Origin of the sequence: Enterobacter sp. E1 (genome assembly GCF_016809815.1) — a bacterium.
Lineage (GTDB): Bacteria > Pseudomonadota > Gammaproteobacteria > Enterobacterales > Enterobacteriaceae > Enterobacter > Enterobacter adelaidei.
In genome coordinates this window covers 120,354-135,897 of the sequence record NZ_JAFBJM010000009.1, presented here as the reverse complement: position 1 = coordinate 135,897, position 15,544 = coordinate 120,354, and the positions used below count along the sequence as shown (strand labels likewise).

9 protein-coding genes are annotated in these 15,544 nt (G+C 55.1%); 7 read left to right on the top strand and 2 right to left on the bottom strand.

What is annotated here, in order from left to right:
* The first annotated feature begins 5 nt into the window (after positions 1–5).
* The 5 genes from bcsZ (at position 6) to JGF26_RS18975 (ending at position 9,884) form a co-directional block, all read left to right on the top strand.
* On the top strand, positions 6–1,112 hold the full coding sequence (gene bcsZ, locus JGF26_RS18995) for a cellulose synthase complex periplasmic endoglucanase BcsZ (protein WP_134708549.1): 1,107 nt from the start codon (positions 6–8) through the stop codon (positions 1,110–1,112).
* Complete coding sequence (bcsC, locus tag JGF26_RS18990; RefSeq protein ID WP_134708522.1) at positions 1,094–4,591, top strand: cellulose synthase complex outer membrane protein BcsC; 3,498 nt, start codon at positions 1,094–1,096, stop codon at positions 4,589–4,591. The genes bcsZ and bcsC overlap by 19 nt, the downstream gene beginning before the upstream one ends.
* A 119-nt stretch (positions 4,592–4,710) precedes the next feature.
* Positions 4,711–6,717, top strand: a complete 2,007-nt coding sequence (hmsP, locus tag JGF26_RS18985; RefSeq protein ID WP_028018355.1) for a biofilm formation regulator HmsP — start codon at positions 4,711–4,713, stop codon at positions 6,715–6,717.
* 159 nt (positions 6,718–6,876) lie between these two features.
* On the top strand, positions 6,877–8,163 hold the full coding sequence (locus JGF26_RS18980; RefSeq protein ID WP_028018354.1) for a dicarboxylate/amino acid:cation symporter: 1,287 nt from the start codon (positions 6,877–6,879) through the stop codon (positions 8,161–8,163).
* Between the two features lie 227 nt (positions 8,164–8,390).
* Positions 8,391–9,884: a pitrilysin family protein gene (locus tag JGF26_RS18975; RefSeq protein WP_028018353.1), complete on the top strand. Its 1,494-nt coding sequence runs from the start codon at positions 8,391–8,393 to the stop codon at positions 9,882–9,884.
* A gap of 54 nt (positions 9,885–9,938) precedes the next feature.
* On the opposite strand, the gene JGF26_RS18970 is transcribed toward JGF26_RS18975, so the two are convergent.
* Positions 9,939–10,868 carry a sugar kinase gene (locus JGF26_RS18970; protein WP_134708523.1) on the bottom strand — a complete coding sequence of 310 codons (930 nt, stop codon included), beginning with the start codon at positions 10,866–10,868 and terminating at the stop codon, positions 9,939–9,941.
* Positions 10,869–11,097: 229 nt separating this feature from the next.
* On the opposite strand from JGF26_RS18970, the gene pdeH reads away from it, so the two are divergent.
* Positions 11,098–11,871: a cyclic-guanylate-specific phosphodiesterase gene (pdeH, locus tag JGF26_RS18965; RefSeq protein ID WP_028018351.1), complete on the top strand. Its 774-nt coding sequence runs from the start codon at positions 11,098–11,100 to the stop codon at positions 11,869–11,871.
* A 65-nt stretch (positions 11,872–11,936) separates the two neighbouring features.
* Positions 11,937–13,979 carry an AsmA family protein gene (locus JGF26_RS18960; RefSeq protein ID WP_028018350.1) on the top strand — a complete coding sequence of 681 codons (2,043 nt, stop codon included), beginning with the start codon at positions 11,937–11,939 and terminating at the stop codon, positions 13,977–13,979.
* 93 nt (positions 13,980–14,072) lie between these two features.
* Here the strand turns inward: JGF26_RS18960 and JGF26_RS18955 are convergent, their stop codons facing one another.
* A complete protein-coding gene (locus JGF26_RS18955) occupies positions 14,073–15,395 on the bottom strand; it encodes an MFS transporter (protein ID WP_028018349.1) in 1,323 nt (440 codons plus the stop codon).
* Positions 15,396–15,544: the final 149 nt, after the last annotated feature.

Genomic DNA, 15,544 nt, shown 5'->3' with positions numbered 1-15,544 from the left:
ATGTGATGAAAGCCTTTCGCTGGTGTGCATTAGCAGCGTTGATGCTGGCGGCGCTTCCTCTTCGCGCCGCCTGTACCTGGCCTGCCTGGGAGCAGTTTAAAAAGGATTACATCAGTGAGGGCGGGCGTGTCATTGATCCCAGTGACACGCGCAAAATTACGACGTCGGAAGGGCAAAGCTACGCCTTGTTCTTTGCCCTGGCCGCTAACGATCGCAAAGCGTTTGACCTGTTGCTGACGTGGACGCGCGATAACCTTGCCAGTGGCACTCTCAATGACCACCTGCCGGCCTGGCTATGGGGACAGAAAGACAAAGAAAACTGGGCCGTTATTGATACCAATTCCGCCTCAGATGCCGATGTCTGGATAGCATGGTCACTGCTCGAAGCGGGCCGGTTGTGGAAGCATCCGGAGTATACCCGCACGGGTAAAGCACTGCTTAAACGCATTGCCAGCGAGGAAGTGGTAAAAGTGCCCGGTCTCGGCGCGATGTTGCTTCCCGGCAAAGTGGGGTTTGCCGAAGAGAAAAGCTGGCGCTTCAACCCCAGTTATTTACCTCCGCAGTTAGCGAGCTATTTCACGCGCTTCGGTGCTCCGTGGACGACCCTTCGTGAAACCAATCTCCGTTTGCTGCTGGAGAGTGCGCCGAAAGGTTTTTCGCCGGACTGGGTGCAGTATCAGAAAAACAAAGGCTGGCGGTTACAGCAGGATAAGACGCTGGTAGGAGGCTACGACGCTATTCGCGTCTACCTCTGGGTGGGGATGATGAGTGATAACGATCCCCAGAAGGCCCGGCTCCTGACGCGCTTCCAGCCAATGGCGGCAATGACAACGAAACACGGTGTGCCGCCGGAGAAAATGGATGTGGCGAGTGGAAAACGCACGGGTAAAGGCCCGGTCGGTTTCTCTGCCGCTATGCTACCTTTTTTACAACAGCGTGATGCCCAGGCGGTTCAGCGCCAGCGCGTTGCAGACCATTTTCCCGATAATAATGCCTATTACAGTTACGTACTGACCCTCTTTGGGCAAGGATGGGATCAGCATCGTTTTCGCTTCACCGCTAAAGGTGAATTAATACCGGATTGGGGCCAGGAATGCGCAAGTTCACAGTAAATCTACTCAGTTTATCGCTTGGCCTGGCATTGATGCCGTTGGCTCAGGCCGCTAACTCTCCGCAGCAGAGACAACTGCTGGAACAGGTTCGGCTGGGTGAATCAACTCAGCGTGAGGATTTGGTTCGACAGTCACTCTATCGCCTTGAGCTGATTGACCCGAACAACCCTGACGTCATCGCCGCACGCTTTCGTTACCTGCTTCGTCAGGGTGATACCGCTGGTGCGCAAAAAGAGCTTGATCGTCTGAAAGGGATCGCACCGGGCTCCAGTGTTTATCAGTCATCACGTAATACGATGTTGCTCTCCACCCCTGATGGCCGCCAGCAGCTACAGCAGGCCAGATTGCTTGCTACGACGGGGCACACTCAGGAGGCGATTGCCGCCTATGACAAGCTGTTTGACGGCAACCCACCGAGTGGCGATCTGGCGACGGAATACTGGAATGTCGTGGCGAAAGATCCTGCCCGCCGTAATGCAGCGATTAACCAGCTCAAGAAAATAAATACCAGCAGCCCCGGAAATACGCAGCTGCAGGCGACGCTGTCTCAGCTTCTGTTCCAGAGCGGACGGCGCGATGAAGGCTTTGCGGTGTTGCAGGAAATGGCCAAATCCACCAATGGCCGTAATCAGGCGTCAGATTTGTGGTATGAGCAGATAAAAGGCCAGCCTGCCAGCAGCGCCAGCGTGAGCGCGTTGCAAAAATATCTGAGCGTGTTCAGCGACGGTGATAATGTCGCGGCGGCACGCTCACAGCTTGAAGCACAACAAAAACAGCTTGCTGACCCGGCGTTCCGTGCGAAAGCGGAAGGGCTGGCCGCGGTGGATGCCGGACAGAGCGGTAAGGCGGTAGCTGAGCTGCAAAAAGCCGTCAGCGCCAACCATGCCGACAGTGAGGCGGTGGGGGCCCTGGGGCAGGCTTATTCCCAGAAAGGCGATCGCGCCCGCGCAGTGGCACAGTTTGAAAAGGCGATTGCGCTCGATCCGCAGAGTGATAACCGGGGTAAATGGGACAGTTTGCTGAAGGTCAACCGTTACTGGCTGCTGATCCAGCAGGGGGATGCGGCGCTGAAGGCGAATAACCCGGCGCAGGCAGAGCGTTACTATCAGCAGGCACGTAATATAGACAATACCGACAGTTATGCCGTACTGGGGCTGGGAGATGCCGCAGCCGCGCGTAAAGATAACGACGCGGCAGAACGTTATTATCGCCAGGCGTTACGTATGGATAGCGGCAACAGCAATGCGGTTCGCGGACTGGCCAATATTTACCGCGCGCAGTCGCCGGAGAAAGCCTCGCAGTTTATCCAGTCGCTGTCTGCCAGCCAGCGCCGGAGCATTGATGATATTGAACGTAGCCTGACCAACGAGCAGCTTTCGGCCCAGGCAGAACAGCTGGAGAATCAGGGTAAATACGCCCAGGCAGCAGAAATTCAGCGTCGCCGTCTGGCACTCTCTCCTGGCGACGTGTGGATAACATACCGACTGTCGCGCGATCTCTACAGCGCGGGCCAGCGTAGCCAGGCGGATACCCTGATGCGTCAGCTTGCCAGCCAGAAACCGTCTGACCCGGATCAGGTGTATGCCAGCGGACTGTATCTTTCCGGAAACGATCAGGACCGGGCTGCCCTGGCGCATCTGGACACGCTTCCGCGTAACCAGTGGAATAGTAACATTCAGGAACTGGCCGACCGCCTGCAAAGTAACCAGGTGCTGGAAACCGCCAACCGCCTGCGCGACAGCGGCAAAGAGCAGGAGGCAGAAAATCTCCTTCGCCAGCAACCGACCTCCACTCGAATTGACTTAACCCTGGCAGACTGGGCACAGCAGCGCGGCGATCTTAATGAGGCAAAAACGGCTTACAGTGCCGTGTTGCAGCGTGAGCCGCAGAACGAAGATGCGCTTCTCGGTCTGACTGAAATTTACAGTGCGCAAGGTGATAAGGATGCCGCGCGCGCCGAGCTGGCAAAATTGCCAGCCGCACAAAATGGTCAGCCGTTATCGCTCAATATGCAACGCCGGATTGCGATGGCGCAGGCCGGTCTGGGTGATTCCGCTGCCGCAGAACAAACATTCAACAAAATCATCCCGCAGGCCAAATCGCAACCCGGTTCCATGGAAAACGCGCTGGTATTACGTGATGCTGCGCGTTTCCAGGCACAAAACGGCCAACCTCAGCAGGCGCTGGATACCTATAAAGATGCGATGGTCTCGTCTGGCATCACGACGACGCGCCCGACCGACAACGACAGCTTCACCCGTTTGACGCGTAATGACGAAAAAGATGACTGGCTGAAGCGCGGCGTGCGTAGTGACGCCGGTGATTTGTACCGCCAGCAGGATGTTAACGTCACGCTGCAACATGATTACTGGGGCTCCAGCGGTACGGGCGGTTATTCCGATCTGAAAGCGCACACCACCATGCTGCAGGTTGATGCCCCGCTCTCTGATGGGCGTATGTTCTTCCGCAGCGATCTGGTCAATATGGACGCCGGATCGTTTGAGACGAAGGACGGGAAGTACGATCCGACCTGGGGTACCTGTTCTGCAACACCGTGTAGTGGCAACACCCATCAGTCAGACAATGGCGCGAGCGTCGCCGTTGGCTGGCAGAATAAAACCTGGGCGATGGATATTGGTACCACGCCAATGGGCTTTGATGTCGTCGACGTGGTGGGCGGTGTCAGTTACAGCAGCGATCTGGGGCCTATCGGCTATACCGTTAACGCCCATCGCCGGCCAATTTCCAGCTCTCTGCTGGCCTTTGGCGGGCAAAAGGACACAAATACCGGCACCACGTGGGGTGGCGTACGCGCTACGGGTGGTGGTGTGAGTATCAGCTATGACAAAGGTGAGGCGAACGGCGTCTGGTCGAGCCTGAATGCGGAAACGCTGACGGGGAAAAATGTGGAAGATAACTGGCGCGTCCGCTGGATGACGGGTTACTACTACAAGCTGATTAATCAAAACAATGAGCGCCTGACGGTCGGTGTCTCCAACATGCTGTGGCACTACGATAAAGATCTGAGCGGATATTCTCTGGGTCAGGGCGGCTACTACAGCCCGCAGGAGTATGTCTCCTTCGCCTTGCCGGTGACCTGGCGTAAACGCACGGAAAACTGGTCCTGGGAGTTGGGTGGCTCGGTATCCTGGTCTCACTCAAAAACCAAAGACGGCATGCGTTATCCTATCCAGAGTCTCATCCCGGATAACCAGGTGGATGCTAATGGTGACCCGATGTATACCGATAAGCATAATCCCGAAACGGGCAGCAGCTCTTCGGGTACGGGTTATACCGCACGAGCCATTATCGAACGCCGGGTGACCTCCAACTGGTTTGTAGGCATGGGCGTGGATATTCAGCAAGCGAAAGACTATACCCCAAGCCATGCGTTGCTGTATGTACGCTACTCTGCTGCAGGCTGGCAGGGCGATATGGACTTACCGCCGCAGCCGCTTATCCCTTACGCGGACTGGTAATCGGATTTTCCTTAATCCATTTGTAAGTCTCTCTTAATAGCGTAGCAATCGGGTATACTCAGGCGCGCCAGGTTTACACCCTGGTGCGCCCTGCGCTTCGAGTTTTGTGGAGAGTCATTTTGCGTGTCAGCCGTTCTTTAACGATCAAACAGATGGCGATGGTGTCTGCCGTCACCATGCTGTTTGTCCTGCTCTTTTGCGTAATTTTGCTGTTTCATTCTGTACAGCAGAATCGCTATAACACGGCTTCGCAGTTAGAAAGTATCGCCCGCTCGGTGCGAGGCCCACTCTCCGCCTCTATTCTGAAAGGGGATATTCCCGAAGCGGAAACCATTCTGAAACGCATTCAGCCGGCCGGTATTGTTAGCCGGGCCGATGTTGTATTGCCCAACCAGTTCCAGGCGCTGCGGATGAGCTTTATCCCGGAACGCCCGGTCCCAATGATGGTGATGCGCCTGTTTGAACTGCCGGTGCAGATTTCACTGCCAGTCTATTCGCTTGAGCGTCCTGCTAATCCGCAGCCGTTGGCCTATCTGGTTTTACAGGCGGACTCATACCGCATGTATAAGTTCGTCATGAGCTGGGTAGTTACGTTAGTGACCACTTGCTTACTTATGACACTCATTCTGAGCGTCGCGCTGACCTGGTGTATCAACCGGCTGATCGTCCATCCGTTGCGCCATATTGCCCGGGAGCTGAACACGCTCTCTCCACAGGACCAGATGGGTCATCAACTGAAAGTACCGCGTCTTCATCATGACGATGAAATTGGTATGCTGGTGCGCAGTTATAACCTCAATCAGCAGCGAATCCAGCGCCAACAGGATGAGTTAAGCAACAGCGCCACCCGCTTCCCGGTGTCCGAGCTTCCCAATAAAGCCTTTTTGATGGCGATGCTGGAGCAGACCGTTGCGCGTCAGCAAACCACGGCGCTGATGGTCGTCGCCTGCGAGACCCTGCAGGACACGGCTGGCGTGCTCAAGGAGAGCCAGCGCGAAATACTGCTCCTGACGCTGGTGGAAAAAGTGAAGTCTGTTATTGCTCCTCGCATGGTACTGACCCAGGTCAGCGGTTATGACCTGGTCATTATTGCCAACGGTGTGAAAGAGCCCTGGCATGCGATCACATTAGGTCAGCAAGTACTCACTGTCATTAATGAACGGTTGCCTGTTCAGGGTATCCAGCTTCGTCCAAGCGCCAGCATCGGCATCGCGATGTACTATGGCGACTTGACCGCGGAACAGCTATATCGTCGCGCGTTCTCGGCGGCGTTTACCGCCCGGCGCAAAGGGAAAAATCAGATCCAGTTCTTCGACCCGGAACAGATGGAAAAGGCGCAACAGCGCCTGACTGAAGAGAGCGACATTCTGACCGCGCTGGATAACCGCCAGTTTGCCCTCTGGTTACAGCCGCAGGTGAACTTGCTGACGGGAGAAGTGAAAAGCGCTGAGGCGTTACTGCGTGTGCAGCAGCCGGATGGCTCATGGGAGCTACCGGAGGGGCTGATTGAGCGGATCGAATCCTGTGGTCTGATGGTCACCGTCGGTTACTGGGTGCTTGAAGAGTCCTGCCGTCAGCTAGCTGCCTGGCAGGAGCGCGGGGTAACGCTGCCGCTGTCGGTCAATTTGTCAGCCCTGCAGCTTATGCACCCGACCATGGTTTCAGAGATGCTGGAGCTGATCCATCGTTACCGAATCAAGCCTGATACGTTAACCCTGGAAGTCACTGAGAGCCGACGCATTGACGACCCTAATGAGGCGGTCGCGATCCTGAAACCGCTGCGCAATGCCGGCATTCGCATTGCGCTGGACGATTTTGGCATGGGATACGCCGGGCTACGTCAGCTTCAGCACATGAAGACCCTCCCGGTGGATGTGCTAAAAATTGACAAAGCGTTTGTCGACGGCCTGCCGGGCGACAGCAGCATGGTGCAGGCCATTATCCAGATGGCGCGCAGCCTGAATCTGCATCTTATTGCCGAAGGAATTGAAACCGAAGCGCAACGCGTCTGGCTGGCAGAAGCGGGCGTGGAGAGCGGACAAGGCTTCCTTTTTGCCCCTGCTGTTCCTTCGGATGTCTTTGAACAACGATACCTTTCTGGCCCTGACAATAACGCAAAAGTGTAATTTTGTTGCTGGCTTGTGCGAGTCAGCTCAAAGTTCTTAACATTTGTGTTTCAAATTTGAACTGAGTTTATTTCTGTCCTGTTATGTGGGTGTTATTTTAAAGCCGCAGGTTAACCATAACCTTACAAAGCCTGTGGTTTTTCTTCCCAAGGACACCTTATGAAAACCTCTCTCTTTAAAAGTCTTTATTTCCAGGTCCTGACAGCCATCGCCATCGGTATTCTGCTGGGTCACTATTACCCTGAACTGGGCGCACAAATGAAACCGCTTGGCGACGCGTTCGTTAAGCTCATCAAAATGGTCATCGCCCCGGTGATTTTCTGTACGGTAGTGACGGGCATCGCTGGCATGGAAAGCATGAAGGCGGTGGGGCGTACCGGCGCTGTGGCACTTCTGTATTTCGAGGTGGTCAGTACCCTCGCGCTGATTATCGGTCTTATTATTGTTAACGTGGTGCAGCCAGGCGCGGGAATGAACGTTGACCCATCAACGCTGGATGCCAAAGCAGTCGCGGTTTATGCCGAGCAGGCGAAGGATCAGGGCGTCGTCGCCTTCCTGCTGGACGTAATACCTGGCAGCGTCATCGGCGCGTTCGCCAGCGGAAACATCCTGCAGGTGCTGCTGTTTGCGGTCATGTTTGGCTTCGCCCTGCACCGTCTTGGCAGCAAAGGTCAGCTTATTTTCAATGTGATTGAAAGCTTCTCGCAGGTGATCTTCGGCATCATCAATATGATCATGCGCCTGGCGCCGATTGGTGCTTTCGGTGCGATGGCCTTTACCATCGGTAAATATGGCGTCGGTACGCTGGTGCAGCTGGGTCAGCTGATTATCTGCTTCTATATCACCTGTATCCTTTTCGTGGTCGTGGTACTGGGTTCTATCGCTCGCGCGACAGGCTTCAGTATTTTCAAATTCATCCGCTACATCCGTGAAGAGCTGCTGATTGTTCTGGGGACTTCTTCTTCAGAATCGGCGCTGCCGCGTATGCTCGATAAGATGGAGAAACTGGGGTGCCGGAAATCGGTGGTCGGTCTGGTGATCCCGACGGGTTACTCCTTCAACCTTGATGGAACCTCGATATACCTGACGATGGCGGCTGTGTTTATCGCTCAGGCGACCAACAGTCACATGGATATTTTCCATCAGATTACCCTGCTGGTGGTGCTCCTGCTCTCTTCTAAAGGTGCGGCGGGCGTAACCGGCAGTGGCTTTATCGTGCTGGCAGCCACCATTTCCGCAGTGGGCCACCTGCCGGTGGCGGGTCTGGCATTGATTCTGGGTATTGACCGCTTCATGTCCGAGGCGCGTGCGTTAACCAACCTGGTGGGTAACGGCGTAGCCACGGTGGTCGTGGCGAAATGGGTGAAAGAGCTGGATCACAAAAAGCTCGACGACACTCTGAATAACCGTTCAACCGACAGCAAAAATCCTGGCTTAACCTCTTAAACTTGTCACAAATGCCCGTATTCCCTTGTCGGAATGCGGGCTCCTGCGCATAATAACTGTTCATACCTGTCATAATTCGACAAGATTTTTTTTGGGTATATTTCACTTCTGACCGTGACGTTTTGCCGAACGCGCGGTCTAATTGACGTATTTTCATCGTCATCTTTAAGAGTGTGGCGCGTCGCGAGGCACTCTTTTTTAACCAGGAATGTTGATCAGGGGTTCACATGCAGGGCACAAAAATTCGACTCTTAACCGGCGGTTTGCTGATGATGGCAGCAGCCAGTTATGTGCAGGCAGATGCGCTCCAGCCAGACCCGGCCTGGCAACAAGGGACATTAGCGAACGGTTTTCAGTGGCAGGTTTTAGCCACCCCACAACGTCCCAGCGACCGTATTGAAATCCGTCTGTCCGTCAATACCGGCTCTCTCGCGGAGAGCACCCAGCAAACTGGGTTTAGCCACTTTATTCCCCGGCTGGCGCTCACTCAGAGCGGCAGTCTGCAAGCGGTTCAGGTGCGTTCTCTTTGGCAACAGGCCATCGATCCGAAACGCCCACTTCCTCCGGCTGTTGTCTCGTATGACTACACCATGTTTAACCTGAGCCTGCCAAATAACCGCAACGATTTGCTCAAAGAAGCCCTGACGTATCTCTCCGATGCCTCTGGCAATCTGGCGATTACGCCGGATACCGTTAACTATGCCCTGAGCAACAGTGACATGGTGGCGACCTGGCCTGTGGATACCAAAGAGGGTTGGTGGCGTTATCGCCTGAAAGGCTCCACGTTGCTTGGGCATGATCCGGCCGAACCATTGAAACAACCGGTGGATGCTGAACAGGTAAAATCGTTCTACCAGAAATGGTATACCCCGGATGCGATGACGCTGATCGTAGTGGGTAACGTGGACAGCCGCGCGGTGGTTGAGCAGATCAACAAAGCGTTTGGTGATTTGAAAGGCAAACGTGAAACGCCAGCACCTGTCCCGACGCTCTCTCCACTGCGCACAGAACCCGTCAGCATTATGACGGACACCGTCCGTCAGGACCGACTTTCCGTCATGTGGGATAACGCCTGGCAGCCAATTCGTGAGTCCGCGGCGCTGTTGCGCTACTGGCGTGCCGATCTGGCGCGTGAAGCGTTGTTCTGGCACGTTCAGCAGACGCTCAGTAAGAACAGTGTGAAGAATATCGGTCTTGGTTTTGACTGTCGTGTGCTGTTCCAGCGTGCACAGTGTGCCATTAACGTTGAATCGCCGGGCGATAAGCTGAATGCGAATCTGGGTGTGGTTGCGAAAGAGCTGGCGAAAGTGCGCAAAGAGGGTCTCTCTGAAGACGAGTTCAATGCTCTCGTGGCGCAGAAAAAACTCGAGCTGCAGAAGCTGTTTGCAACCTACGCTCGCGCCGATACCGATATCCTGATCAGTCAGCGTATTCGCTCCCTGCAAAATCAGGTGGTGGATATTGCACCAGAACAGTACCAGAAACTTCGCCAGGATTTCCTTAACGGTCTGACCGTCGATATGTTAAATCAGGACTTGCGTCAGCAGCTGTCGCAGGAAATGGCGTTGGTCCTGCTGCAGCCAAAAGGCGAGCCGGAATATGACATGAAGGAACTTCAGACGACCTGGGATTCCATTATGGCTACCGCACCGCAGCCGGTGCAGGCTACCACGACTGATGATTTACATCAGGATGCGACGGATATACCGCAGGGGCAGTAATTAATACGTTAACACACCCTCTCACTGTGGAGAGGGTGTCAGCCCGCGCCTTACTTAAACAGGCATCGCCTCACGCGGAATAATCGCCCCGCGATACTGAATCACGGTGCTGGCCGTCAGATGCCCACGCTGTGCCGCCGCTTCCGGGCTTCCGCCCGTCAAACGTACCGCCAGATAGCCCGCGCTGAATGAGTCTCCCGCCGCCGTGGTATCAATCACTTTCTCTTTGGCAAGCTTCACCGCCGGGACGTCAATCACCGCTTCACCCGCAACTGCGACCAGGCATGAATCTGCGCCGCGCTTGATCACCACTTCGCTTACGCCAGCCGCCTGCGTGCGCGCAATCACGTCTTCTACCGGTTTCTCACCCCAGAGGGCGTCTTCATCGTCGAGCGTCAGGAACGCGATGTCGGTGCACTGCAGCATCTGCTGATAGACCTGCTGCGTCTCTTCGCGGCTGGCCCACAGGCGCGGACGGTAGTTGTTATCGAAAATGACCTTCCCGCCGTTGGCGCGGCATTCGCGCAGCAGCGAAAGCAGCTTTTCACGGCTGGTGGGGCTCAGGATCGCCAGGCTGATCCCGCTCAGATAGAGATAATCAAACGTGGCCAATTTTTCACAGATGGCCGCGGCTGCATCGCTCTCAAGCCAGAATTTGGCCGCGGCTTCGTTACGCCAGTAATAGAACGTACGCTCGCCGGTGCTGTCGGTTTCGATGTAGTAGAGCCCCGGGAGGCGGTTCTCCATACGCTGGATCAGCGAGGTTTCAACGTGTTCACTCTGCCAGGCGTCCAGCATTTGCTGGCTAAAATTATCCGTGCCCAGTGCGGTGACGTAGTTCACGGCGAGTGCCTCAGGTGCAACCTGACGGGCAATATAAACGGATGTGTTTAACGTATCGCCACCAAATCCGCGGCTGACTTCCGCGCCTTTTTGTAACAGCTCAATCATGCATTCGCCAATCACGGCAATTTTTTTGGACATAGTCGTGAACCTGAACAGAGTAATTATCGGTAGTTTGCGCTGAGTGAATTAACTGGTCAACTATATTAAAACAACGTTCCATTATTTTGTTTGAGCCAGCGCGTGTTCCTGTTCATTTCTGTCATCTTAATTTCATTTTCCCCGTGAATTGAACATAAAGTTCTCAATTGTTGCGCCGATAATCCTGTGACGAGTCCAGAAAGGCTATCCCAACAACAGGACATCTGAAATGAAGTCAGAGCAGGTTATCCAGCGGCTGAGCACTACGCCTGAGGCAAGTATTGAGAACTTGCAGGAGCATCGCTACTGGCTGCAATGTGAGCGCGCGTACACCTATCAGCCGATCTACCGGACTGATGGTCGGCTGATGGCAATTGAAATTTTGACCGTCGTCACGCATCCATCAAACCCTTCTCAGCGTATCGCACCGGATCGCTATTTTGCCGAAGTTGCCGTTCGCCAGCGCCTGGATGTGCTGGAAGAACAGCTCCGTATGCTGGCGACGAAGCAGGCCTTTTTCGAGCAGAATGATATCCTCGCCTCGGTGAACGTTGATGGCCCAACTCTGCTGGCGCTGCGTCAGAATGCGAAATTGCAGGAATTGATCGCCACCCTGCCATGGATGCGCTTTGAGCTGGTCGAGCATGTTCGACTGCCGCAGGACTCTTCGTTTGCTTCAATATGTGAGTATGGCCCGCTGTGGCTGGATGATTTTGGCACTGGCATGGCGAACTTCTCTGCCCTGAGTGAAGTGCATTATGACTACATTAAAGTGGCCCGCGAGCTGTTCATAATGCTGCGCCAGACCTCTGAAGGGCGGAATCTGTTTACGCTGTTATTACAGCTGATGAACCGCTATTGCCAGGGGGTGATTGTTGAAGGCGTGGAAACGCTGGAAGAGTGGCGTGATGTGCAAAACTCTCCTGCAGCGGCGGCGCAAGGCTATTTCCTCTCTCGCCCGGTCCCCATGGATCACCTCGATAACGTGATAACGACCCTCTGATAAGCCAGCTTCCCTTTGTCTGAACTATAGTTTTACAGGACAGGTCATCAGGAAAGGGGAAAACAATGACAAAAACAGCCAGGGTAATCTCCTGGGTAGCAGGGATTTTCTTGTTGTTGATCGTGGTTTTCGTCGTCATTGTTGCGACGTTTGACTGGAACCGTCTTAAGCCGACCATCAACCAGAAAGTCTCAACCGAGCTGAACCGCCCCTTCGCCATACGCGGTGATTTAGGGGTGGTTTGGGAACGTCAGAAAGAGGAGACCGGCTGGCGAAGCTGGATCCCCTGGCCACATGTTCACGCCGACGACATCATCCTCGGCAACCCGCCAGATATCCCGGATGTCACCATGGTGCATCTGCCCCGCGTTGAAGCCACACTGGCCCCGTTAGCGCTATTGTCCAAAACGGTCTATCTGCCGTGGATCAAGCTTCAGCAGCCCGATGCGCGGCTGATTCGCCTCTCTGAAAAAAACAACAACTGGACGTTCAACCTTGCCAGCGACAGCGAAAAAGATCCGAATGCCCAGCCTTCTTCCTGGTCATTCCGTCTCGACAATATTCTTTTCGATCGCGGGCGGATCGCCATCGACGATAAGGTCAGCAGGGCGGAGGTGGAGATCCTGGTTGATCCGCTGGGCAAACCATTACCGTTTAGCGAAGTGACTGGCAGCAAAGCGAAAGGCGACAACGCCAGCGTGGGTGATTACGTATTTGGCCTGACGGCAAAGGGACGCTACAACGATCAACCTCTCAGCGGTAAAGGGAAAATAGGCGGCATGCTGGCACTCCGGAGCGAAGGCACGCCGTTCCCGGTGCAGGCGGATTTCCGTTCCGGTAACACCCGCGTGGCGTTCGTGGGGACGGTCAACGATCCGATGAACATGGGGGGCGTCGATCTGCAGCTGAAGTTTGCCGGCGATTCGCTGGGCGAATTGTATCAGCTCACTGGCGTATTACTGCCGGATACGCCGCCGTTTGAGACCGACGGCCATCTGGTGGCGAAAATCGGCGCGGAAAAATCGTCGGTATTTGATTACCGGGGTTTCAACGGTCGTATTGGTGATAGTGATATTCACGGCTCACTGACTTACACCACCGGAAAACCGCGTCCGAAACTGGAAGGGGATGTCGAGTCCCGCCAGCTGCGTCTGGCCGACTTAGGCCCGCTGATAGGTATTGATTCCGGTAAAGGTACGAAGTCAAAAGAGGTGAAGAAAGACCTCCAGCCCGCGGGGAAAGTGCTGCCCTACGACCGCTTTGAGACCGACAAGTGGAATGCAATGGATGCGGATGTACGCTTCAAAGGCGGCAAAATTGAACACGGCAGCACGCTGCCGATCAGCAACCTTTCGACCCATATTCTCCTCCAGAATGCCGACCTGCGCCTGCAGCCGCTGAAGTTTGGCATGGCAGGCGGGACAATTTCCTCGAACATTCACCTGGAAGGCGATAAAAAGCCGATGCAGGGACGAGCCGATATTCAGGCCCGCAGGCTTAAGCTGAAAGCGCTGATGCCGAACGTGGAGTTAATGCAGAAAACCCTCGGCGAAATGAACGGTGATGCCGACATTCGCGGGGTAGGGAATTCAGTGGCGGCCCTGCTGGGAAGCAGTAATGGCAACCTCAAACTGCTGATGAACGACGGGCTGGTGAGCCGCAACCTGATGGAGATCCTGGGGTTGAACGTCGGTAACTACGTTATCGGGCAAATCTTCGGTGACGACGAGGTGCGGGTGAACTGCGCGGCGGCCAATCTGGATCTGGTTAACGGCGTGGCACGCCCGCAGATTTTTGCCTTTGACACGGAAAACGCAGTCATTAACGTGACCGGTACCGCCAGCATGGCCTCCGAGCAGCTTGATTTGACGATCGATCCGGAAAGTAAGGGGATTCGTATCATCACCCTGCGCTCGCCGCTTTATGTGCGCGGCACCTTCAAAAACCCCCAGGCGGGTGTGAAGCCCGGACCGCTGATTGCGCGCGGTGCGGTGGCTGCGGCGCTTGCGACGCTGGTTACCCCAGCCGCAGCGCTACTGGCGTTGATATCGCCGTCAGAGGGCGAGGCGAATCAGTGTCGGACCATTTTGTCACAGATGAAGAAGTAAGGTGCAGCCTGTTATTGCCGGGTGGCGCTGCGCTTACCCGGCCTACATTTGAATCGTAGGCCGAGTAAGGCGTAGCCGCCACCCGGCATTAGCTTACAGAGCCTGGTGCTTCGTCTCGTGCGTCAGCAGCAGTGCAATCAGCGTCAGCGCTGCCATAGCTGCCAGATAGACACCGACATAGAACAGACCATAGTTTGCCTGTAACCAGGTCGCGATGTACGGCGCAACGGACGCGCCCAGAATGGAGGAGACGTTGTAAGAGAACGACGCGCCGGTATAACGCACTTCCGTCGGGAACAGCTCCGGCAGCAGCGCGCCCATCGGGCCGAAGGTCAGCCCCATCAGGCTCAGGCCAATCAGCAGGTAGGCCATCACCAGCGCCGGACTACCGGAACCCAGCAGCGGCGGGAAGACGAACAGTGCAAACAGAATGATCAGCGTGGTGATCACAATCATGCTTGCGCGGCGACCAAATTTATCCGCCAGCAGACCCGCAATCGGTACCATCACACCAAACCCAATCACCGCCATCATCAGCATCCACAGCACTTCGTTACGCGGCAGGCCCAGCCCAACCGGCGCGGCGGCGGTACTGAACGTCATGGAGTAAACGGTCATGATGTAGAACAGGGTATAAGTCGCCAGCATGATAAACGTGCCCAGCACGGTCACGCGGACATGTTTGGTCAGCAGCGTGCCCAGCGGTACTTTCACCTGTTTTTTCTCGGCGGCAACTTTCGCGAAAACAGGGGTTTCATGCAAAGAAACGCGGACATACAGACCAATCAGCACCAGTACGGCAGAGAACACAAACGGGATACGCCAGCCCCAGCTCATGAACTGTTCATCTGTGAGCAGCCAGGAGAGCAGCAGGAACGTCCCGTTGGCAAAGAAGAAGCCAATGGGTGCGCCAAGCTGCGGGAATGAACCATACAGCGCACGTTTACGCGCCGGTGCGTTCTCGGTCGCCAGCAGCGCAGCGCCACCCCATTCACCCCCCAGCCCCAGACCCTGACCAAAACGCGCCAGCGCCAGCAGAACCGGGGCCAGAATGCCGATAGTTTCGTAAGTTGGCAGCAGACCGATGGCCACGGTGGAGATCCCCATCGTCAGCAATGAGGCCACCAGGGTGACTTTACGCCCAATGCGATCGCCAAAATGCCCAAACAGGGCAGAGCCAATCGGACGGGCAACAAACGCGATAGCAAAGGTAGCCAGAGATTGTAGCGTGGCTGCCGTCGGGTCTCCCTGTGGGAAGAAAATATGCGGGAAGACGATGACCGCAGCGGTGGCATAAATGTAAAAGTCGAAGAACTCGATGGCGGTGCCAATCAGCGATGCGACGACAACTTTATTGCGCGAATTTACCGGAACGTTTTCTGCACCAGAGTCGAGTGTTGTGGCTGTTGCTTGCATAATATTTTCTTATTTTTTGTCGAACGAAAGGCCATATTACGCACAGCAAAAGCGACATTTCAATCTGTAACAAAGCTGTTGGCTGGTGATAAAAGCAACAAAAAGCGGATAATTTTCAGACCAGCCAAAACACGTCTATGAAATGCTTC